This is a genomic window from Curtobacterium pusillum (genome assembly GCF_007673235.1).
In the GTDB taxonomy this organism is placed as follows: domain Bacteria; phylum Actinomycetota; class Actinomycetes; order Actinomycetales; family Microbacteriaceae; genus Curtobacterium; species Curtobacterium pusillum_C.
Map to the genome: position 1 here is coordinate 290,715 of NZ_VDZH01000002.1, position 17,789 is coordinate 308,503.

Consider the following 17,789-nt stretch of genomic DNA (forward strand, 5'->3'; position numbering starts at 1 on the left):
TCGGTGCAACGAGTAGGAGTGCATCCTCAGGTTCGTACCCCGGAGGCAGCTGAGCGGCAGAAACGATGTGCAGCACAACTGTGCGTGGTTGACTGGGCCGAGCACGTCCGCCGTACGAAGGAGTACCCGATGCCCGTCCGCCTGTCCCCGGAGACCCTCGACGAGATCGCCGCGAGCGGTGTCGCCGTCCCGACCTACGACCGCGACGGGATCACCGCCGGCATCGTGCACTTCGGCGTCGGCGGCTTCCACCGAGCCCACCAGGTGATGGTGGTCGACCGGCTCCTGCAGCAGGGCGAGGCCCGCGACTACGGCATCTGCGGCGTCGGCGTGCTCGAGCAGGACCGTCGGATGGCGACCGCGATGGCCGAGCAGGGCGGGCTGTACACGCTCGTCCTCAAGCACCCGGACGGCACCCGGGAGTCGCGCGTCATCGGCAGCATCGTCGACTACCTGCTCGCCGTCGACGATCCCGACGCCGTGGTCGAGAAGATGGCGCACCCGGACACGAAGATCGTCAGCCTGACCATCACCGAGGGCGGCTACAACTTCGACCACGTGACGGGCGAGTTCGTCGCCGACGAGCCCGGCGTCGCGGCCGACCTGCGGGGTGACGCGCCGCCGCGCACCGTGTTCGGACTCGTCGTCGAGGCCCTGCGCCGACGCCGTGACCGTGGGCAGGAGCCGTTCACGGTGATGTCGTGCGACAACATCCAGGGCAACGGCCACGTGGCGCGCGACATGTTCACCGCCTACGCCCGCCTGCAGGACCCCGCGTTCGCCGACTGGATGGACGAGCACGTGTCGTTCCCGAACTCGATGGTCGACCGGATCACCCCGGTCACCGCCGACGAGGACCGCGCCTGGGTGCGTGACGAACTCGGCATCGAGGACGCCTGGCCCGTCGTCGCCGAGCCCTTCTTCCAGTGGGTGCTCGAGGACGACCACCCCGCCGGACGTCCGCCGTACGAGCAGGCCGACGTCCAGCTCGTCGACGACGTCGAACCGTACGAGCTCATGAAGCTCCGACTGCTCAACGCCTCGCACCAGGGCCTCTGCTACTTCGGGTACCTGTCCGGCTACCGCTACGCGCACGAGGCCACGCAGGACGAGGCGATCGCGACCTTCCTGCGCCGCTACATGGACGAGGAGGGCACGCCGACCCTCACGCCCGTCCCCGGCATCGACCTGGAGGACTACAAGTCCACCCTCATCGAGCGCTTCCAGAACCCCGAGGTCCGCGACACCCTGGCACGCCTCTGCGCCGAGTCGAGCGACCGCATCCCGAAGTGGCTGCTGCCCGTCGTGCGCGAGAACCTCGCGTCCGGTGGGCCCGTCACGCTGTCCGCCGGGATCGTGGCGTCGTGGGCGCGGTACGCCGAGGGCACCGACGAGTCCGGCGAACCGATCACCGTCGTCGACCGCCTGGCCGATCAGCTCACGGCGATCGCGCAGACGCAGCGCGACGACCGACTCGCCTTCGTCGCGAACCGGCAGGTCTTCGGGGACCTCGTCGACGACGAGCGCTTCGTCGCGGCGTACCGCGACGCCCTCGACGGGCTCCTCACCGAGGGTGCGCACGCGACGGTGACGCGCTTGTCGCGTTCCTGAGACGCAACCGACGATCGGACTGGAGGCGCGGTGCCAGCTGGCACCGCGCCTCTCCCCACCGGCACGGCCGGTCTGCCGCTGGCGCGTCAGCCCGGAACCGGCGGCGTGGGCCCTGTCCGTCTGTGGTCCCGTCTTCGGGCGCTAGGGTCGCGTCGTGAACCGGACCGATCGCCTGTACGCGCTCGTCGAGGCGCTGCGCGCCGCCGCGCCTGCGCGCCGGAGCGCACGTCGGCTCGCCGAGGACTTCGGCGTCAGCACGCGCACGGTCGAGCGCGACCTCGTCTCCCTGCAGGAGGCCGGGGTCCCGATCTGGGCCGAACTGGGACGCACGGGCGGCTACACGATCGACGCGCGTGCCACGCTCCCGCCGCTCGGGTTCACGGTCGAGGAGGCCCTCGCCGTGGCGATCGGCCTCGCGACCCTCGGGAACAGTCCGTTCCGCGAGGCCGCCCGGAGCGCTGCCCGGAAGGTCACGGCGGTCCTCACCGAGGACGACGCCCGGCGAACGGCACGGCTCGCCGGTCGGGTCCACCTGCTCGAGGCCGGTGACCGGGTGCCCGCACCGACGGCGCTGGCGGCCGCGCTCACCCGGGGCCGCGTCGTGCGGATGCGCTACCGCGACCGTGCTGGAGCCGAGTCCGAGCGCACCGTCGAGCCGCTCGGGTACATCGGCAAGGGCGAGGACTGGTACCTCGTGGCCTGGTGCCGCCTGCGCGACGGCATCCGGGCGTTCCGCGGCGACCGGGTGCTCGCCGTCGAGGAGACCGACGAGGCCGCCCCGCCACGAGTGGTCCGCGTCGAGGAGCTCGACATCCCGCACGGGGTGCTCCGACCCGTCCTCGGCGACTGACCCGACCGATCCGGGAAACACCGACAGCACGGTGTCGCGCCGGGCGAGGAGGCTCGACCCGGGCGGTCACCGAGGTCGCCCGGGAAGGCACACCATGGAGTTCGCATCGATCCGGATCATCACCGAAGACCTGGACGGGATGGTCGCGTTCTACGAGCGCGTCACCGGGACTGCGGCGCGGCGTCCGGCACCGGTGTTCGCGGAGATCGTGACGGGTGGTGTGGTCCTGGCGCTCGGGACGCCGGCGACCGTCGCGATGCTCGGGGACGCCGCGCCGGCCGCGGCGTCGAACGGGAGTGTCATCGTCGAGTTCCTCGTGGAGGACGTCGACGCAGCGTTCGAGCGCCTCCGCGAGGGGCTCCACGACGTCGTGCTGCCGCCGTCCACGATGCCGTGGGGCAACCGGTCGACGTTGTTCCGGGACCCGGACGGGAACCTCGTGAACCTGTTCAGTCGTCCGGTCTGACCCCGCGTTCCGCGAACTGTTCGGTCAGGGCGTCGGCCCTGATCGTCGCGCTTGTCGTGACGGCCCGGGACCATGACGGCCTCGGAAGCTGCTCGTCTGGTGTCCGCCTCCTGACTCGTCGGACTTCCAGCCGGCGGGACCGTGACGTCGACGCAGGAGGTCGCGGGCAGACGGCCAACGAGGAACGATCTCGGTCGTGTTCGGATGGCGGGCCGCTATCGCGAAGACTGCGGACCACCCACATGAGACAGCGCCAGCGGCCAGCGGCATGGGTGGGGGAGACACGGTGCGCCGGGGCGCCGGGACGACCATCGGGGACCGTCCATCGAGACAGGCCGTTCTCTCTTGGGGTCGTGTCCAGGCGTGGGGTCAGACTGTCGAGTCGGCGTCGGTCATGGCAATGGCATCGCGGTATGCCGCGATCTTCCGTTCCAGTGCCGTGAGGTGTCGCTGCACTTCGGCTTGCCGGGCGAGGACTGCCTCGTGGTGCTGCTCGAGGAGAGCGAGCCGTGCGACGTCGTCAGCGCCGGCCCGGTAGGCGGCCGCGTACTCGCGCATCTCCTGCACGCGCATCCCGGTGCCGCGGAGCATCGCGGTCCCAGCGAGCCAGCTCAGCGCCGCCGTGTCGTACCGCCGCCACCCGTCCGGACCGCGCTCGGGTGCCGGTGCGATCCCTTCCTTTTCGTAGTACCGGATCGTGTCGACCGTGATGCCGAGCAGCTCCGCGGCGGCGCTGATCGTGACCGGTTCATTGACGTGGACCTCGGGCAGCAGCATGAGGTCGAGTCTTCCACTTGACATGGTGTGCACACCAGGGTGGAAGGTCGACGGCGACCGGGCGCTCCCGGCGACGAACGGAGAAGACGCATGCAACAGATCCCCCTCGGCTCCCAGGGCCTCGTCACGTCCGTGCTCGGACTCGGCTGCATGGGTATGAGTGCCTTCTACGGCGGCGCGACCGAAGCGGGCTCCGTCGACACCATCCGACAAGCCCTCGACCTCGGGATCACCCTGTTCGACACCGCGGAAGCGTACGGGCCGTTCGAGAACGAGAAGCTCCTCGGCCGCGTCCTCGGTGGGGATCGCGACCGCGTGGTCGTCGCATCGAAGTTCGCCACCGACTTCACCGACGACGGCACCCCGATCGGACTCGACGGCTCCCCAGAACATGCGCGTCGAGCGATCGACAGGTCCCTCAGCCACCTCGGCACCGACCATGTCGACCTCTGGTACCTGCACCGAGCAGACCCGAACGTGCCGATCGAGGACACCGTCGGCGCGATGGCTGAAGCGGTCACCGCCGGCAAGGCCCGCTACATCGGCGTCTCCGAGACCTCATCCGAGACCCTGCGCCGTGCGAACGCGACGTTCCCGATCTCCGCGATCCAGTCCGAATACAGCCTGTTCGAGCGCGACGCCGAGCACAACGGAGTCCTCGACACCGCTGCGGAGCTCGGGATCGGGTTCGTGCCGTTCTCGCCGCTCGGCCGTGGATTCCTCTCGGGCACCGTCACTCGGAAGGACGACCTCCCCGAGGGGGATGCGCGGCGGAACCTCCCCAGGTTCTCCGACGAAGCCATCGATGCGAACCTACGCGTCGTCGAGGCGCTGAAAGTCATCGCCGATGAGAAGGGCGTGACCACCGCGCAGCTCGCGCTGGCGTGGCTGATCCAAGCCGGCACTGTCCCGATCCCGGGCACGACCAAAGCGTCCCGAGTCAAGGAGAACGTCGCCGCTGCTGACCTGGTGCTCACCACGAGCGATCTCGACCGCATCGAAGATGCTTCCCCGCACGGGGTGGCTGTTGGCACTCGCAATACGGAAGTCGGAATGGCTCGCGACCGCGGTTGACGCAGCCGGACCGACCCGCGGTACTCAGGAGGTGCCGCGAGTCGCTTCTGCCGTCCGGCAGACGATCGTTCTCCGGATGCGGGCCGGCAACTCGGTGAACCGGGCCAACAGGTTGGTCCCAGAGTTCCCCGATTTGACCCTCACGCCGCGTGAGGGCAGAGCGTGGACCCATGAGCAGCTACTACAACGCCTTTGAGATGAGCCCGGTCCCCGCCCCCGGCCCTGACGTGGTCGTGCCTGAGCCATTCCACGGGATCTACGGGATGCCGTCGTTCGTGACGATCCCGACAACCGACCTGGCCGCTTCCGTCGACTTCTGGACCCGCGGCCTGGGCTTCTTCGACCTGTTCAGCGTGCCGGGCCAGCTCGTGCACCTGCGCCGGTGGGCCTTTCAGGACGTCCTGCTGGTCCCAACCGCGTCCGCTCCGGATCAGGCGCCGGCGGTGAGCTTCAGCTTCGCGTGCGTCCTGAACCAGATCGACGCCCTCGTCGCCGCGTGCCGAGCCCACGAGGCGGGCGTGGTGAGCGAGCCGCGGGACACTCCCTGGGGCACTCGCGATGTCGAGGTGATCACGCCGGAGAGGGTGCGAGTGGTCTTCACTGCCGCGAAACCCTTCGAGCCGGCCAGCCAGACCGCTAAGCACCTCGAAGCGATCGGCATCACCGCACCTGGCGCCGACGGCGAGAAGAATGGAGCGCATGCCTGATGACCGCGACGCTGTGGACTTGACTGTTGGTCAGGCCGCGGCGCGCCTGGGCGTGACGGTCCGGACGTTGCATCACTGGGACGAGATCGCCCTTGCGAGGCCGTCGTCACGGTCAGCTGCCGGGTACCGGCTTTATGCCGAAAGCGACCTCGAGCGGCTGCGGCGCATCGGCGTCTACCGCGAGCTGGGGCTCGACCTGGAAGCCATTCGGAGCGTTCTCGACGATTCGAGTGCGGCTGTTGTCATTGCGCTGCGCGCCCAGCAGTCCCAGCTTGCGGCGCGGATCGAGCATCTCAGCGCGCTGGGCGATGACCTGGCCCGGATGGCCGACGCCCACGAGCACGGGCTGCTCATGACCGCTGAGGAGCAGACCGCGACGTTCGGGCCTGGATGGAATCCGCAGTGGCCGGCTGCGGCGCGGCAACTCTACGGCGACACGCCGGAGTGGCGGCACTACGCCGAACGCTCCGCGTCACGCACCGTGGACGACTGGCAGGCCGTCGCCGATGCGTCGGCGGCGCTTGATCAGGCCCTTGCCGACGCCATGGATGCTGGTGTCGAACCCGGCAGCCCGGCCGCGGACGCTCTCGTTGAACAGCACCGCGAGGTGTTCTCCGCCTACTTCCCGATTACCCGGCAGATGCAGGTCGTCCTCGGCCGCATGTACGAAGCCCATCCCGCGTACGCCGCACACTACGACGGCGTCCGAACCGGCCTCGCCTCGTGGTTGCGTCGCATCATCGACGCCTGCGCACGCGCCCGCGGCATCGACCCCGACACCGCCACCTGGCAGTAGGAGTCGCAGCTCACGGTCGCGCGCGTAGCAGCCGACGTCAACGTGGGAGCGAACGCTGCCCTGAGCCACCGTCTCGATGACAAGATCGGCTATCGGGACGCCATGGTCTGATCAGTCGTGCGCTCGCAAGGGCGCGAAGTGCGAGGATGGGAAAAACATCGGATGGCTAAGTTCTTCAACTCACCTCATCCAGTCGTAGAGATGGGGCTCGGGGCAGTTTTCGTCATCATGGGCGTTGTCGTCGGACCGGTGGTTGCGGCTCCGGAAGGTCGCGTGAATCAAGGGCCTCTGAACATGATTCCGACGCCGGTGCTGGTCGGTGTGCTCGTCGTCTGCGGGGTCGTCGTGTTCGCGCAAGGACTCGGCACCTGGATCAAGCGGAGGCGCGGGAGTTAGGGGCCGGTTGAGGATCCTGTATCGGCACCGGCGACTCGTAGGCTTACCGAGTGATTGCGCGCGTTCTCGGTTCTGGTCGTCCGCTCGTCGCCCTCCACGGGTTCGGTGTGGATCATCGGATCATGCTGCCGCTGGCGGACGCCGTGCAGGACCTGCCTTGGCGGATGGTGTTCCTCGACCTGCCGTGGGCCGAGGGCGCTGCCGGGTCCTCGACCGCGGCGAGCGCGGTCGAGGTGGCAGACGAAGTGCTTTCTGAGATCGACGACCACCTCGGCGAAGAGCCCTTCGCCGTCATCGGGAACTCCTTCGGCGGCATGATCGCCCGACATGTCGCGCACAAGCGTCGGGACCGCGTGCTCGGCATCGCGACCCTGGCGGGTGTCGTTCAACCGGCGCACGTGGCTGCCCGTTCAAGCCGGGCCGGGTCCGTAGGCCTCACTTCGCTGCGGGCGATGTCGGAGGTCATCAACAGCGACGTCCGATGAGCGATCGGTTACCGAGGCAGCGCCGCCTCGGTAGCATCCCGGCGTGAGATCGATGAAGCCCTGGCCTCGGCCATTCGCCTGGTTTGCCGTTATCGCTGCTTCGCTGATGCTCGCTTTGGGGCTTCTGAACTTGGCCCTCAACACCAGGCTGGTTGGTTCATGGCTGCCGCTGGTGGTTCTCATGCCTTGGTCCCTGTACCTCGGCATCTGGAGTCTCCGCAATCAGAGCAAGCGCTGAGGTCGCCTGAGACCTGAACCGGAACGTTGGCGCCCAACGGCTCGGGGCGTCCCGATCGCGCGGCTCCTGGTCGTTGGTCCGAGGAAAGAGCCGCCCGAGCGACCAGCTGATACGGCATTGCGGGAGCCGCGCCAGAACGGCAGCGACGTCTCCGCGCCACTGCCGACAGTGACGTCGCGCATGTGCAGGGACCGTCGAGTGCGAACCGGCAGGTCTGCATCGGTGCGGTGAGTCGTGTCGTCTCCGTTGCCTTCAGCTACCTGGTCAAAGCGCTTGCGCATCTACTCGCGGCCGCCGGCGCCCTCCCGCTGTGAGGCGACGGCGCCTCTCGACGTGCTCTGACCGATTGCCGTGCCGGACGGAGACCACCTGACCGCCAACAATCACGGTGAGGCCGAACGTTCCTCCAAGTTCATCGTGCATCCGCGCGAAAGGTTCAACACCGAGACAGGTCCGGTGATGGACCGGTCAGCGGTCGCGGTTCGGGCGATCACCGCTGAACGCAGATCAGCACGGGTACGCACAGCCGTTTCGATCGATGATCGAGAAGAAGACGACGACAGCCCCGCCGACGAAAGCAATGGCGAGCACACTCCCGATGAGGATGGCCGCTACCGCGAGCTTCCGGCCGCGCTGACCCGTTCTCGCGATCTCGCGGAGAGCGATGGCTCCGATGATGACTCCCACGATGCCCGCAAAGAAGGCAAGCACGAACGCGACGACCGCAAGTTGGTTCAAGGGGGCTTGATCGCGTGCACCCGGCGACGTACTCAGAGTCACCACCGCAGCGTAGCCGCCCTGTCTCACCTGCCGATCGGTCAGTCGAACACCTACGGGTGCTGGCACTGCGGACGGCGATGCCACCGAGCCCCAGCCCGCCATCGGCGTCCAGCCGCGGAAGCCCGCAGCGGTTCGCATCTGTCGACGTTCGCCGCGAGGCGGAAGCAAGCCGTGCCTCCAGGCCGGTGCCTCAGCGACCCCGCTCGCTGCTCGCGATGACGTCGTCGTCCCACGGGACGGGCGTCACCGTGCCCGATTCCCAGTCGCGGCGGAGCATTCCGTACGCGACGGACGCGACGGGACGGGCGCCCTCGACCGGCCACGCTTCGCGGTAGTGCGCCTCCTTCACCCAGCCCGCGCGGACGAAGACACGGCGCATCGCGACGTTGTCCTCCCGGGTCTGTCCCTCGAAGCGTGTGACGTCGCCCATCGCGCGGAACACGTGGTCGGTGGTCGTCCGGAGTGCCGGCACGCCGAGGCCCTGGCCGCGGAACCGGCCGGCGATGCGCAGGTCGAAGAGCGGAACGGGATCGGCGAGGTCCTCGAGCCGGACGATGCCGATGCGTCCGTGGTCCTCGTGCTGCAGCCAGTACGTGTCGTGCTCGTCGTCGCGGTAGGCGCCGGCGTCGATCGCGGCCTCGGCGTCCGCACGGGCGATCGTGCGCCGGACGTGGAACGGGAACTCCTCACCGGTCAGGAACGCGACGAGGTCAGCACGGTCGGCACCAGTCGGGTCGAGCCGGATCAGGGTGACCGTCACAGGTACGGCCTCGTGAGCAGCTCGATGTAGTGGCCCGACGGGTCGAGGAGGTAGACGCCACGGCCGTCGTGCTCGGTGTTCGTCTCGCCCGGGCGCTGGCGCTGCGGGTCGGCCCAGTGCTCGCGGCCCTCGGCGGTGATCCGGGCGTAGGCGCGGTCGAAGTGCTCGTCGTCGAGCAGGAACGCGTAGTGCTGCGGCGGGAAGTCGATCGGGGGAGCGGCGAACTGCAGGAGCACGCCGTCGGGGAGCTGCAGGTTGGTGAACGGACCCCAGGACGGAGCCTCGGCGGCCTCGAGGAGGTCGACGAAGAACGCCGCGGACACCGCGGGCTCCTTCGCCGCGATGATCGTGTGGTTGAACGACGCGGTCATGGCGCTCAGGGTAACGGCCGACGGGTCAGCGCGGCAGTGACCTGGCCCACCGGTCGATCGACTCGTAGGCGTGCTCGCGGACGTCGGGGGTCGACAGCACGACGTCGTGCACTGCGCCGTGCAGCCGCCGGACCGTGACCTCGCTGCCGAGGGACAGGGCACGGTGCGCGACGACGTCGACGTTGAGGGCGACGTCGGCCCGGGCCATCCCGTCGTCCCACCGGGGCTGCAGCATGCTCTTGTCGCTGAGCATCACGAGCACCGGGACCTCGAGCTCGAGGCCGGCCTCGACGGTGGCCTGGCCGTCGAACACCGCGGCGAGCCAGCCCGGGTGCAGCGGGAAGCCCCGGTCGGGCCGCCACTGCTGGTCGTAGGTCCACGAGCCCTCGCCCGCTGCTGAGACCGTCCGGGTGTAGAAGCCCGGGTCCACGGCGGGGAGCGGGGCGAGCGGGTTCCGCCGTGCTCCGAGCTTGATCACCGGTGCCACGAGTGCCCGGCCGACCGCACTCGCCTGGAACTCGAGCCACGGGCTGTTCAGGATGAGGCCGTCGACCCGCTCCGGGTGCCGCGCCGCCCAGAGGGACAGGGTGAGCCCGCCGGTCGAGTGGCCCATCGGCACGAGCCGTCGACCCGTGTCTCCGTGGTGCTCGGCGGCGATCGCGTCGAGGGCGGCGCCGATGTCCTGGTCGTACGTGGCGAGGTCGTCGACGTTCCCCGGTGTCTGGTGCGGCCGGAGACTGCGACCGTACTTGCGGAGGTCGAGGGCGTGGAACCGTGCTCCGAGCCGTTCGACGCGATCGGCGAGCTCGACCTGGAAGAAGTAGTCCGACCAGCCGTGCACGTACAGGACGTCGACACCGTGCAGCGGGCCGTGCGCGTGCAGCAGGAGGTCCGCGGGGGACCGGCGACGGCGGACCAGGGTCGCGACGACCGGGCCCTCGGAGTCCTCGCCCAGCGGGAGTTCGAGGCGTTCGAACGGCGCTCCGAGGACGTCCTCGTGCCACCCGGAGTCCGCCATCCGTCGAGCGTATCCGCGCAGCCTCCGGGCCGTGCCGCGCTCCGGCCAGGTGGTACCGGGGTACCACGCGCGGCGCCCGAAGATGGGCGCTGGCGGCGATGTGGGCGAGGGGCGCGGATTCGCAGCGTTGCCGCATGATCGAGATCCAGAACCTGACGAAGCGCTACGGCGAGAAGACCGCCGTCGACGACGTGTCGTTCACCGTGCGGCCCGGTGTCGTCACCGGGTTCCTCGGGCCGAACGGCGCCGGGAAGTCCACCACGATGCGCGCGGTGATGGGCCTGGACAGCCCGACGTCCGGCAGCGCTGTGGTCGACGGACACCCGTACCGCGAGCTCCGCGACCCGCTGCGCCGTGTGGGTGCCCTGCTCGAGGCGAAGGCCGTGCACAAGGGCCGCAGCGCGTACGACCACCTGCTCGCCCTCGCCGTCACCCACCGCATCCCGAAGTCGCGGGTAGAAGAGGTCATCGGGATGACCGGGCTGGAGAACGTCGCGAAGAAGCGCGTCGGCGGGTTCTCGCTCGGCATGGGGCAGCGCCTCGGCATCGCGGCGGCACTGCTCGGCGATCCGCAGACCCTGATCCTCGACGAACCGGTCAACGGCCTCGACCCCGAGGGCGTCGTGTGGGTGCGACAGCTCGCCCGGAGCCTGGCGGCCGAGGGGCGCGCCGTGTTCATCTCCAGTCACCTCATGAGCGAGATGGCGCTGACGGCGGACCGCATCGTCGTGATGGGTCGCGGGCGGGTGCTGGCCGACACGGACCTCGCCGACCTCGTGGCCTCGTCCACCGAGCGGTCGGTGTCGGTGCGCACGCCCGAACCGGATCGGCTCATGACGGCCATCGCCGGCCCGGACGTCGCGATCGCGTACGAGGACGGCGGCGGCCTGCGCGTCCGCGGCCTCGGCGCCGAGCAGATCGGCGAGGCCGCTGCGGCGTCCGGCATCGTCCTGCACCAGCTCGCCTCGACCGCGGCGAGTCTCGAACAGGCCTACCTCGAACTGACGCACGACGAGGTCGAGTACCGATCAGAGGTCGCCCGATGAGCGCCACCATGACGGCCGAACGGCCGCGCACCACCGTCCACCACGACGACGTCCGCCTTCGGTTCTCCGGGGTCCTGCACTCCGAGTGGGTCAAGCTGCGGTCGCTCCGCTCGACCATCTGGAGCTTCCTCGTCCTGATCCTCCTGCCGATCGGCATCGGGGTTCTGCTGGCCTCGTTGGCGAACACCGACGGGAAGACGCTCACCGGCGACGCCGCGCGCAACGCGCTCGTGCAGTACAGCACGAGCGGCGCGACGATCTCGGTCCTCGTCGTCGCGGTGATCGGCGCACTCGTCGTCACCGGCGAGTACGGCACCGGCATGATCCGGTCGACCTTCGCAGCCGTGCCCAGGCGGTGGGAGGCGCTCGCCGCGAAGGGTGTCGTCCTGGCCGCGAGCGTCTTCGTCGCCAGTGCGATCAGCGTGTGGGCCACCGCGTTCATCACGATGCCGATCGCCAACGCCAACGGCGTCGAAGCGTCGCTCGACGGCAGCGTCGCGATGCCGCTGCTGGGGGCGTCCGTGTACCTGACGCTCATCGGCCTGCTGGCGTTCGCGGTGGGCATCATCCTGCGGTCCACCGCGGGGGCGATCGCCAGTGTGCTCGGCCTCATGCTCGTCGCCCCGGTGATCGTGCAGCTCATCCAGGGCTTCACGAACGCGAAGTGGCTCGGCACGGTGAACAACGTGCTCCCGCAGAACGCCGGACAGCCGTTGATGCAGTTCGGCACCGAGGACACGTCCGGCTGGCACGACGGCGTCCTAGCCTTGGGCGGGTGGAGTGGATTCGCGGTGCTGGCGGCGTGGGTGGTCGTCGCGACGGTGACGGCCCTCGTCCTGGCCCAGAAGCGAGACGCGTGACGCCAGCGAGAACGTTCCCCGGCGCCCTCGACGACGCCGGGGACGTCACGCTGCCCGTCCCGCCCGGCCCGATCCGACGCCTGTGGGCCGGGCACCCGCGCGTCGCGGACGCCCTCCTCATCCTGTTCTGGGGTGGTCCCGAGTTCGCGTTCGCGATCGGCGGGGTGTGGCGCGCGGACGAGTCCGTCGCGAACACCGTCATCGTCCTGGTCCTCGTGGGCATCGCGGTGTCGGGCATCCCGTTCCGCCGGACCCGGCCGCAGATCACCGTGGTGGCCGGCCTCGTGTCGGTCGTCGCGATGGCGTGGACCGAGGCCGGGTACTCGCCGATGCTCTTCGCCGCCTTCGCCGCGTGCGTCTGGTGGTCCCGGGCAGCCGGCTGGTGGAGCATCGCCGTCGCGTCGGTCCTCGGGGCGGCCGCGACCGCCGTGCGGGTGTGGGTCGTCGCGCCGGGCTCGGGTGGCCTCGGCGAGGTCTTCGCGCCGGCACTCCCCGCCTTCCTCGTGATCGCGGTCCTGATCGGCACGACGACCGGGGACCGGCGCCGCTACACCGAGGCGTTGATCGAACGCGCACGCCAGCTCGCTCGGGAACGGGACCAGCAGGCCCGGCTCGCCGCCGCGGCGGAACGCGCGAGGATCGCCCGCGAGATGCACGACATCGTGTCGCACTCGGTGACGGTGATGGTCCGGTTGGCCGAGGGGGCCGCCGCCGGGCTCCCGGCCACGGAGCCGTCGGCGGCCGCCATGCACGGCGTCGCCGACGTGGGCCGCAGCGCGATGACCGACATGCGGCGGATGCTCGGGGTGCTGAACGACGGGGACACCGGCGCCGAGCCGGACACGCCGGCGCCACATGCACCCCAGCCCGCGATCCGTGACCTCCCGCAGCTCGTCGACTGCTTCCGGACGGTCGGCACCCCCGTCACGCTCGAGCTCGTCGGTGCCCCGCCGGACGACGACGCCCTGCAACTCGCCGTGTACCGGATCGTGCAGGAGTCGCTCACGAACGCCGTCCGGTACGCCCCGGACGCCCGCGCGGTCTCGGCGGTCGTGACGTCGACCACGGACAGCGTCGTCGTCCGGGTCGCCGACGACGGGCGCCGCTCCGCGACCGACACCCCCATCGACGCCGGCCGCGGACTCATCGGCATCCGTGAACGGGTGCACGCGCTCGACGGCAGCGTCGACGCCGGTCCCCGTCCCGACGGCGGCTGGGAGGTCCGGGCCTCGATCCCGATCAGGAAGGTGCCCGCATGATCCGCGTCGCGATCGTCGACGACCAACAGCTCATCCGGACCGGGTTCCGGCTGCTGCTCGAAGCACAGCCCGACATCGAGGTCGTGGGGGAGGCCGAGGACGGTGCCGCCGGGGTCCAGCTCGCCCGCGCCCACCACCCGGACGTCGTGCTCATGGACGTCCGGATGCCGCGGGTCGACGGCGTCACGGCGACGGCGGCGATCGTGGAGCAGGTGCCGGACACCCGGGTGCTCGTCCTCACGACGTTCGACCTCGACGAGTACGCGTTCGGCGGGCTCCGCGCCGGGGCCAGCGGCTTCCTGCTCAAGGACATCAGCTCGGCGCAGTTGCTCGATGCGGTCCGGGCGGTGGCGTCGGGCGAGGCGGTCGTGTCGCCGCGGGTCACGCAGCGGATGCTCGAGCTCTTCGGCACTCGGCTGCCCGACCCGGACGACAGCGGGGGAGACGCGGCGTCGGTGTTGACACCTCGGGAGCGGGACGTGCTGCTCGCCATCGCCGGTGGGCTGTCGAACCAGGAGATCGCGGGCGCGCTGCACACCAGCGAGTCGACGGTGAAGACGCACGTCGGTCGGGTCCTCGCGAAGCTCGGCCTGCGCGACCGGGTGCACGCGGTGATCTTCGCCTACGAGCACGGCCTGGCCCGTCCTTCGTAACGATCCGTACCGCCTCGGGGCATTCCCAGCCGACATGTCGGACTTCTCCGGAGAAGTCCCGGCTGTCGTCCGAGGACGGCTGGGACGCTCCGGCCATGACGTTCAGACGTGCAGGGGGAGCCGTGTTCGGCTTCGTGGGTGGCAGTGTGCTCGCCGGGTTGCTGGTCGGGGTCGGCGTGACGCCGGTGCTGGCGGTCGCGGGCGTGGGTACGAGCTCGGCGATCGGAGTGTTCGACTCGATGCCGGAGTACATCGAGATCGGTGACCTCCCGCAGCGGAACGAGATCTGGGCGTACCGCGGCGGCCAGCCGGTGCACCTGGCGAACGTGTGGGCGCAGAACCGGCAGGAGCTCACCCTCGACCAGATCAGCGACACCCTCGAGCACGCGGCCGTCGACGGCGAGGACAAGCGGTTCTACGAGACCGGCGGGGTGGACGCGACGAGCATGGTCCGGTCGCTCGTGAGCGTCATCGCCGCCGGCGGCAAGGGTGGTTCGGGCGGCTCGACGCTGACGATGCAGCTCGTGCGGAACATCAAGATCCAGCAGGCGAGCGAGCTCCCCACCGAGGCGGAACGCGACGCCGCCTACGAGGAGGCGACCAAGCGGACGGCGGACCGGAAGCTCGCCGAGATGAAGCTCGCGATCGGACTCGCGAAGGAGTACTCGAAGCAGGAGATCCTGACGGCGTACCTCAACATCGCCTACTTCGGCGACCAGACGTACGGCGTGCAGTCGGCCGCGCAGCACTACTACGGCAAGGACGCCACCGACCTCAGCCCGGCCGAGGCGGCATCCCTGATCGCGATCGTCCAGTGGCCCGAACGCCGCGACCTCTCGACGCCGGCGCACTACGACGACAACGTCGCCCGTCGCGACGTCATCCTCCGGTCGATGCACGACCAGGGGCACCTGACCCGGGCCGAGCTGACCGAGGCGCTCGCGTCGAAGCCGGCCGACTACGTCCGCATCACCGCGCCGCAGCAGGGCTGCGAGGCGGTCGTCCGCGGCGCGGAGTTCTTCTGTGACTACGCGGTGCGCGTGGCGCAGGAGCTGCCGCAGCTCGGTCCGACCGAGGACCGCCGCCAGGACGCCTGGCGGAAGGGCGGCTACCGGATCCAGACGACGCTCGACCTCGACCTGAACGGGCAGCAGAAGGACCTGCTCGACCGGTACGACCCGGCGTCCGAGTCCCGGTTCGCCCTCGGCGCGACCCTCGACACGGTGGAGGCCGGCACCGGACGCGTCCTGACGATGGCCCAGAACACGGACTACGACCGCTCCGACCGGGCTCCCGCGACCGCGACGTCGCTCAACTACGCGACCGACCACGCGTACGGCGGATCCGGCGGCTTCCAGGTCGGGTCGACGTACAAGATGTTCACGCTCCTGGCGTGGCTCGCCGCCGGGAAGAGCCCGGACGCAGTCGTGAACGGCACCCGGCACGCGCAGAGCACGTGGACGCAGTGCGGGCAGACGATCTCCGCGTTCTGGGACCCGAAGAACGACTCACCGGGTCAGACCGGCCCGTACACGGTCCGTGCTGCCACGGCGCAGTCGGTGAACGCGGCGTACGCGTCCATGGCCGCCCAGCTCGACCTGTGCGACATCCGCGACGTGGCCGCGAGCCTCGGAGTCCATCCGGCTCGCGGCGGCGACCTGCCGGCGAACCCGGCGGCCGTGCTCGGCACGACGAGCATCGCCCCGCTCACGATGGCAGCCGCGTACGCCGGCATCGCGAACGGCGGGGTGTACTGCGCGCCGGTGATCGTGGACCAGGTGACGGACCGGAGCGGCAAACATCTCGGCGGGCAGCCGAAGGCCTGCAAGCAGGCCGTCTCCGCCACGGTGGCCTCGACCGCGTTCGAGGTGATGCAGGGCGCCTTCCGTGGCGGCACCGCGAGCGGTGGGCAGACCCCGGACGGCGCGACCCTGTTCGGCAAGACCGGAACCACCGACGCCGCCGATCAGATCTGGCTCGTCGGCGGGACGAAGCGTGCGGTGACGGCCTACTGGCAGGGCAACACCGACGGCGGCAAGACGAACCTGCGGCACTACTCGAGCGGCGAGGGCACCTACGCCGGCACGCGTGCCGCGGTCTGGCGGCAGGCGCAGACGGGGGTGAACGCGGCGCTGCCGGTCGGCTGACCGAGGTTACCGTCACTGGAAGTATCTTCCATGGAATGCTAATCTCGCCGCATGGCTGATGTGATGCGCGCGATCGTCCTCGACGGACCGGGGGCGCCGGATGCCCTCCGGATGCGGACCGTCCCCGTTCCCGAACCCGCGGTGGGGTGGGTCCTCGTCCGGGTGGAGGCGTTCGGTCTGAACCGCTCCGAGCAGCACTTCCGGCAAGGGCTCGGGTCCTTCGGGTCGTTCCCGCGCATCCCGGGCATCGAGGCGACGGGCCGTGTCGTCCGCGCGCCTGGCGGGGAGTTCGCGCCCGGACAACAGGTCGTCGCGCTGATGGGCGGGATGGGGCGGACCATCGACGGCGGGTACGCCGAGTACACCTGCGTCCCGGCGGCGAGTGTCGTCCCGATCAGGAGCACGCTCGACCCGGCGGTGCTCGGCGCCCTGCCGGAGATGGTGCAGACGGCGTACGGCTCGCTCACCACCGGTATCGACCTGCGCGACGGCGGGTCGGTCCTCGTCCGTGGCGGGACCTCGTCGGTCGGGTTGGCGATCGCGGTGCTCGCGAAGGAGCGCGGGGCCACGGTGTTCTCGACCACGCGATCGGCCGCGCACGCCGACGTGCTCCGTGCGGCAGGTGTCGACCACGTGCTCGTCGACGACGGAGCGGTCGCCGCGCAGGTCCGCGCGATCCGGCCGGGCGGGGTGGACGGTGCGGTCGAGCTCGTCGGTGCCGGAGTCCTCCGCGACACCCTCCGCGCGGTCGCCGTGCACGGCACCGTGTGCTTCACGGGGATGCTCTCGGACGAGTGGATCGTGCCGGACTTCTACCCGAACGACGTCATCCCGAACGGCGTCCGGCTCACGGCGTACTCCGGTGCCGCGGCGGACCTGCCGGCCGAGGTCCTCCAGCGTGTGGTCGACGCCGTCGCGGACGGCACGATGACGTTCCCGATCGGCCGGGTCTACGACTTCACGGAGCAGGACGTCGTGCGGGCGCACGGTGACATGGAATCGGGAGCCGTGCGCGGCAAGCTCGTCGTGCGCGTCGAGGGTGGTCGGTCGTGAGCGCTCAGGACCGTCTCGAGTTCTTCGATGCGCTCGTCCGTACGCAGATCGCGGTGTGGAACGCAGCCGACACCGCGGTCACCGCGGCGAGTGGGCTGGCACTCGGGAGCGTCACCGCGCTCCGGGTGATCGACGAACGAGGGGGCACGGCACGGGTGCAGGACGTCGCGGAGACCGTCGTGATCACGGTGGGGGCGGCGAGCAAGGTCGTCGACCGTCTCGAGCGCGAGGGGTGCGTCCGCCGTGTCCCGCACCCGGACGACCGCCGGTCGTCGCGGCTCGAGGTGACGCCTGAGGGCGCGCGCACCCTGGCCGTGGCGCGCGCGGCGCTCGACGGCGCGCTCGAGGCGGCGACAGCGGGGGTCCCCGCCACGCACCTGGAGCAGGTGCGCGCTGTGCTCGCCCGGATCCGGCGAGGCGACTGACGCTCTGCAGGTGACCA

General features: G+C 70.3%; 21 protein-coding genes. 16 read left to right on the forward strand and 5 right to left on the reverse strand.

The features are described 5' to 3' along the window. The first annotated feature begins 129 nt into the window (after nucleotides 1–129). From FS532_RS06075 to FS532_RS06085, 3 genes are all read left to right on the forward strand, one after another. Nucleotides 130–1,611, forward strand: a complete 1,482-nt coding sequence (locus tag FS532_RS06075) for a mannitol dehydrogenase family protein (RefSeq protein ID WP_144751406.1) — start codon at nucleotides 130–132, stop codon at nucleotides 1,609–1,611. Between the two features lie 154 nt (nucleotides 1,612–1,765). Then, nucleotides 1,766–2,461 (forward strand): helix-turn-helix transcriptional regulator, encoded by a 696-nt coding sequence (locus tag FS532_RS06080; RefSeq protein WP_144751409.1) that lies wholly within the window; start codon nucleotides 1,766–1,768, stop codon nucleotides 2,459–2,461. 94 nt (nucleotides 2,462–2,555) lie between these two features. After that, nucleotides 2,556–2,927: a VOC family protein gene (locus tag FS532_RS06085; protein ID WP_144751412.1), complete on the forward strand. Its 372-nt coding sequence runs from the start codon at nucleotides 2,556–2,558 to the stop codon at nucleotides 2,925–2,927. A 369-nt stretch (nucleotides 2,928–3,296) separates the two neighbouring features. On the opposite strand, the gene FS532_RS06090 is transcribed toward FS532_RS06085, so the two are convergent. Then, nucleotides 3,297–3,728 (reverse strand): MerR family transcriptional regulator, encoded by a 432-nt coding sequence (locus FS532_RS06090; RefSeq protein WP_144751415.1) that lies wholly within the window; start codon nucleotides 3,726–3,728, stop codon nucleotides 3,297–3,299. Nucleotides 3,729–3,794: 66 nt separating this feature from the next. Here FS532_RS06090 and FS532_RS06095 point away from each other — a divergent pair, with 66 nt between their 5' ends. From FS532_RS06095 to FS532_RS06120, 6 genes are all read left to right on the forward strand, one after another. Further along, nucleotides 3,795–4,778 carry an aldo/keto reductase gene (locus FS532_RS06095; protein ID WP_144751418.1) on the forward strand — a complete coding sequence of 328 codons (984 nt, stop codon included), beginning with the start codon at nucleotides 3,795–3,797 and terminating at the stop codon, nucleotides 4,776–4,778. A gap of 170 nt (nucleotides 4,779–4,948) precedes the next feature. Beyond that, a complete protein-coding gene (locus FS532_RS06100; protein WP_144751421.1) occupies nucleotides 4,949–5,485 on the forward strand; it encodes a VOC family protein in 537 nt (178 codons plus the stop codon). After that, nucleotides 5,478–6,281, forward strand: a complete 804-nt coding sequence (locus FS532_RS06105; protein ID WP_144751424.1) for a MerR family transcriptional regulator — start codon at nucleotides 5,478–5,480, stop codon at nucleotides 6,279–6,281. The genes FS532_RS06100 and FS532_RS06105 overlap by 8 nt, the downstream gene beginning before the upstream one ends. A 162-nt stretch (nucleotides 6,282–6,443) precedes the next feature. Then, nucleotides 6,444–6,677 (forward strand): hypothetical protein, encoded by a 234-nt coding sequence (locus FS532_RS06110; protein ID WP_144751427.1) that lies wholly within the window; start codon nucleotides 6,444–6,446, stop codon nucleotides 6,675–6,677. A gap of 50 nt (nucleotides 6,678–6,727) precedes the next feature. After that, nucleotides 6,728–7,162 carry an alpha/beta fold hydrolase gene (locus tag FS532_RS06115; protein ID WP_260852588.1) on the forward strand — a complete coding sequence of 145 codons (435 nt, stop codon included), beginning with the start codon at nucleotides 6,728–6,730 and terminating at the stop codon, nucleotides 7,160–7,162. 43 nt (nucleotides 7,163–7,205) lie between these two features. Further along, complete coding sequence (locus FS532_RS06120; protein WP_144751433.1) at nucleotides 7,206–7,400, forward strand: hypothetical protein; 195 nt, start codon at nucleotides 7,206–7,208, stop codon at nucleotides 7,398–7,400. Between the two features lie 507 nt (nucleotides 7,401–7,907). Here FS532_RS06120 and FS532_RS06125 read toward each other — a convergent pair. The 4 genes from FS532_RS06125 to FS532_RS06140 all read right to left on the reverse strand — a co-directional run bounded on the left by FS532_RS06125 (nucleotide 7,908) and on the right by FS532_RS06140 (nucleotide 10,329). Further along, complete coding sequence (locus tag FS532_RS06125; protein ID WP_186321935.1) at nucleotides 7,908–8,180, reverse strand: DUF4190 domain-containing protein; 273 nt, start codon at nucleotides 8,178–8,180, stop codon at nucleotides 7,908–7,910. 190 nt (nucleotides 8,181–8,370) lie between these two features. Next, on the reverse strand, nucleotides 8,371–8,940 hold the full coding sequence (locus FS532_RS06130; RefSeq protein ID WP_144751440.1) for a GNAT family N-acetyltransferase: 570 nt from the start codon (nucleotides 8,938–8,940) through the stop codon (nucleotides 8,371–8,373). Next, a complete protein-coding gene (locus FS532_RS06135) occupies nucleotides 8,937–9,311 on the reverse strand; it encodes a VOC family protein (protein ID WP_079236812.1) in 375 nt (124 codons plus the stop codon). Before FS532_RS06135 ends, FS532_RS06130 begins: the two co-directional genes overlap by 4 nt. A gap of 25 nt (nucleotides 9,312–9,336) precedes the next feature. Continuing rightward, the gene (locus FS532_RS06140) at nucleotides 9,337–10,329 is read right to left on the reverse strand and encodes an alpha/beta hydrolase (RefSeq protein WP_144751443.1); all 993 of its coding nucleotides are present in this window, start codon (nucleotides 10,327–10,329) and stop codon (nucleotides 9,337–9,339) included. A gap of 134 nt (nucleotides 10,330–10,463) precedes the next feature. Here FS532_RS06140 and FS532_RS06145 point away from each other — a divergent pair, with 134 nt between their 5' ends. The 7 genes from FS532_RS06145 to FS532_RS06175 all read left to right on the forward strand — a co-directional run bounded on the left by FS532_RS06145 (nucleotide 10,464) and on the right by FS532_RS06175 (nucleotide 17,772). After that, nucleotides 10,464–11,375, forward strand: coding sequence for an ABC transporter ATP-binding protein (locus tag FS532_RS06145; RefSeq protein ID WP_144751446.1), 912 nt, complete (start codon nucleotides 10,464–10,466; stop codon nucleotides 11,373–11,375). Next, a complete protein-coding gene (locus FS532_RS06150) occupies nucleotides 11,372–12,235 on the forward strand; it encodes an ABC transporter permease subunit (protein WP_144751448.1) in 864 nt (287 codons plus the stop codon). The genes FS532_RS06145 and FS532_RS06150 overlap by 4 nt, the downstream gene beginning before the upstream one ends. Beyond that, the gene (locus tag FS532_RS06155; protein ID WP_144751451.1) at nucleotides 12,232–13,494 is read left to right on the forward strand and encodes a sensor histidine kinase; all 1,263 of its coding nucleotides are present in this window, start codon (nucleotides 12,232–12,234) and stop codon (nucleotides 13,492–13,494) included. The genes FS532_RS06150 and FS532_RS06155 overlap by 4 nt, the downstream gene beginning before the upstream one ends. Beyond that, complete coding sequence (locus tag FS532_RS06160; RefSeq protein ID WP_144751454.1) at nucleotides 13,491–14,147, forward strand: response regulator; 657 nt, start codon at nucleotides 13,491–13,493, stop codon at nucleotides 14,145–14,147. The genes FS532_RS06155 and FS532_RS06160 overlap by 4 nt, the downstream gene beginning before the upstream one ends. 95 nt (nucleotides 14,148–14,242) lie before the next feature. Next, nucleotides 14,243–16,294 carry a transglycosylase domain-containing protein gene (locus tag FS532_RS06165; protein ID WP_260852589.1) on the forward strand — a complete coding sequence of 684 codons (2,052 nt, stop codon included), beginning with the start codon at nucleotides 14,243–14,245 and terminating at the stop codon, nucleotides 16,292–16,294. 51 nt (nucleotides 16,295–16,345) lie between these two features. Then, complete coding sequence (locus tag FS532_RS06170; protein WP_144751457.1) at nucleotides 16,346–17,347, forward strand: zinc-binding dehydrogenase; 1,002 nt, start codon at nucleotides 16,346–16,348, stop codon at nucleotides 17,345–17,347. Continuing rightward, nucleotides 17,344–17,772 carry a MarR family winged helix-turn-helix transcriptional regulator gene (locus tag FS532_RS06175; protein ID WP_222121943.1) on the forward strand — a complete coding sequence of 143 codons (429 nt, stop codon included), beginning with the start codon at nucleotides 17,344–17,346 and terminating at the stop codon, nucleotides 17,770–17,772. The genes FS532_RS06170 and FS532_RS06175 overlap by 4 nt, the downstream gene beginning before the upstream one ends. Nucleotides 17,773–17,789: the final 17 nt, after the last annotated feature.

Excerpts from the sequence above, each read along its gene's own strand:
- FS532_RS06135 (WP_079236812.1), bottom strand. The coding sequence starts at position 9,311 with ATGACCGCGTCGTTCAACCACACGATCATCGCGGCGAAGGAGCCCGCG.
- FS532_RS06110 (WP_144751427.1), top strand. The coding sequence starts at position 6,444 with ATGGCTAAGTTCTTCAACTCACCTCATCCAGTCGTAGAGATGGGGCTC.
- FS532_RS06090 (WP_144751415.1), bottom strand. The coding sequence starts at position 3,728 with ATGTCAAGTGGAAGACTCGACCTCATGCTGCTGCCCGAGGTCCACGTC.
- FS532_RS06105 (WP_144751424.1), top strand. The coding sequence starts at position 5,478 with ATGCCTGATGACCGCGACGCTGTGGACTTGACTGTTGGTCAGGCCGCG.
- FS532_RS06160 (WP_144751454.1), top strand. The coding sequence starts at position 13,491 with ATGATCCGCGTCGCGATCGTCGACGACCAACAGCTCATCCGGACCGGG.
- FS532_RS06085 (WP_144751412.1), top strand. The coding sequence starts at position 2,556 with ATGGAGTTCGCATCGATCCGGATCATCACCGAAGACCTGGACGGGATG.
- FS532_RS06100 (WP_144751421.1), top strand. The coding sequence starts at position 4,949 with ATGAGCAGCTACTACAACGCCTTTGAGATGAGCCCGGTCCCCGCCCCC.
- FS532_RS06140 (WP_144751443.1), bottom strand. The coding sequence starts at position 10,329 with ATGGCGGACTCCGGGTGGCACGAGGACGTCCTCGGAGCGCCGTTCGAA.
- FS532_RS06170 (WP_144751457.1), top strand. The coding sequence starts at position 16,346 with ATGGCTGATGTGATGCGCGCGATCGTCCTCGACGGACCGGGGGCGCCG.
- FS532_RS06165 (WP_260852589.1), top strand. The coding sequence starts at position 14,243 with ATGACGTTCAGACGTGCAGGGGGAGCCGTGTTCGGCTTCGTGGGTGGC.
- FS532_RS06150 (WP_144751448.1), top strand. The coding sequence starts at position 11,372 with ATGAGCGCCACCATGACGGCCGAACGGCCGCGCACCACCGTCCACCAC.
- FS532_RS06075 (WP_144751406.1), top strand. The coding sequence starts at position 130 with ATGCCCGTCCGCCTGTCCCCGGAGACCCTCGACGAGATCGCCGCGAGC.
- FS532_RS06145 (WP_144751446.1), top strand. The coding sequence starts at position 10,464 with ATGATCGAGATCCAGAACCTGACGAAGCGCTACGGCGAGAAGACCGCC.
- FS532_RS06095 (WP_144751418.1), top strand. The coding sequence starts at position 3,795 with ATGCAACAGATCCCCCTCGGCTCCCAGGGCCTCGTCACGTCCGTGCTC.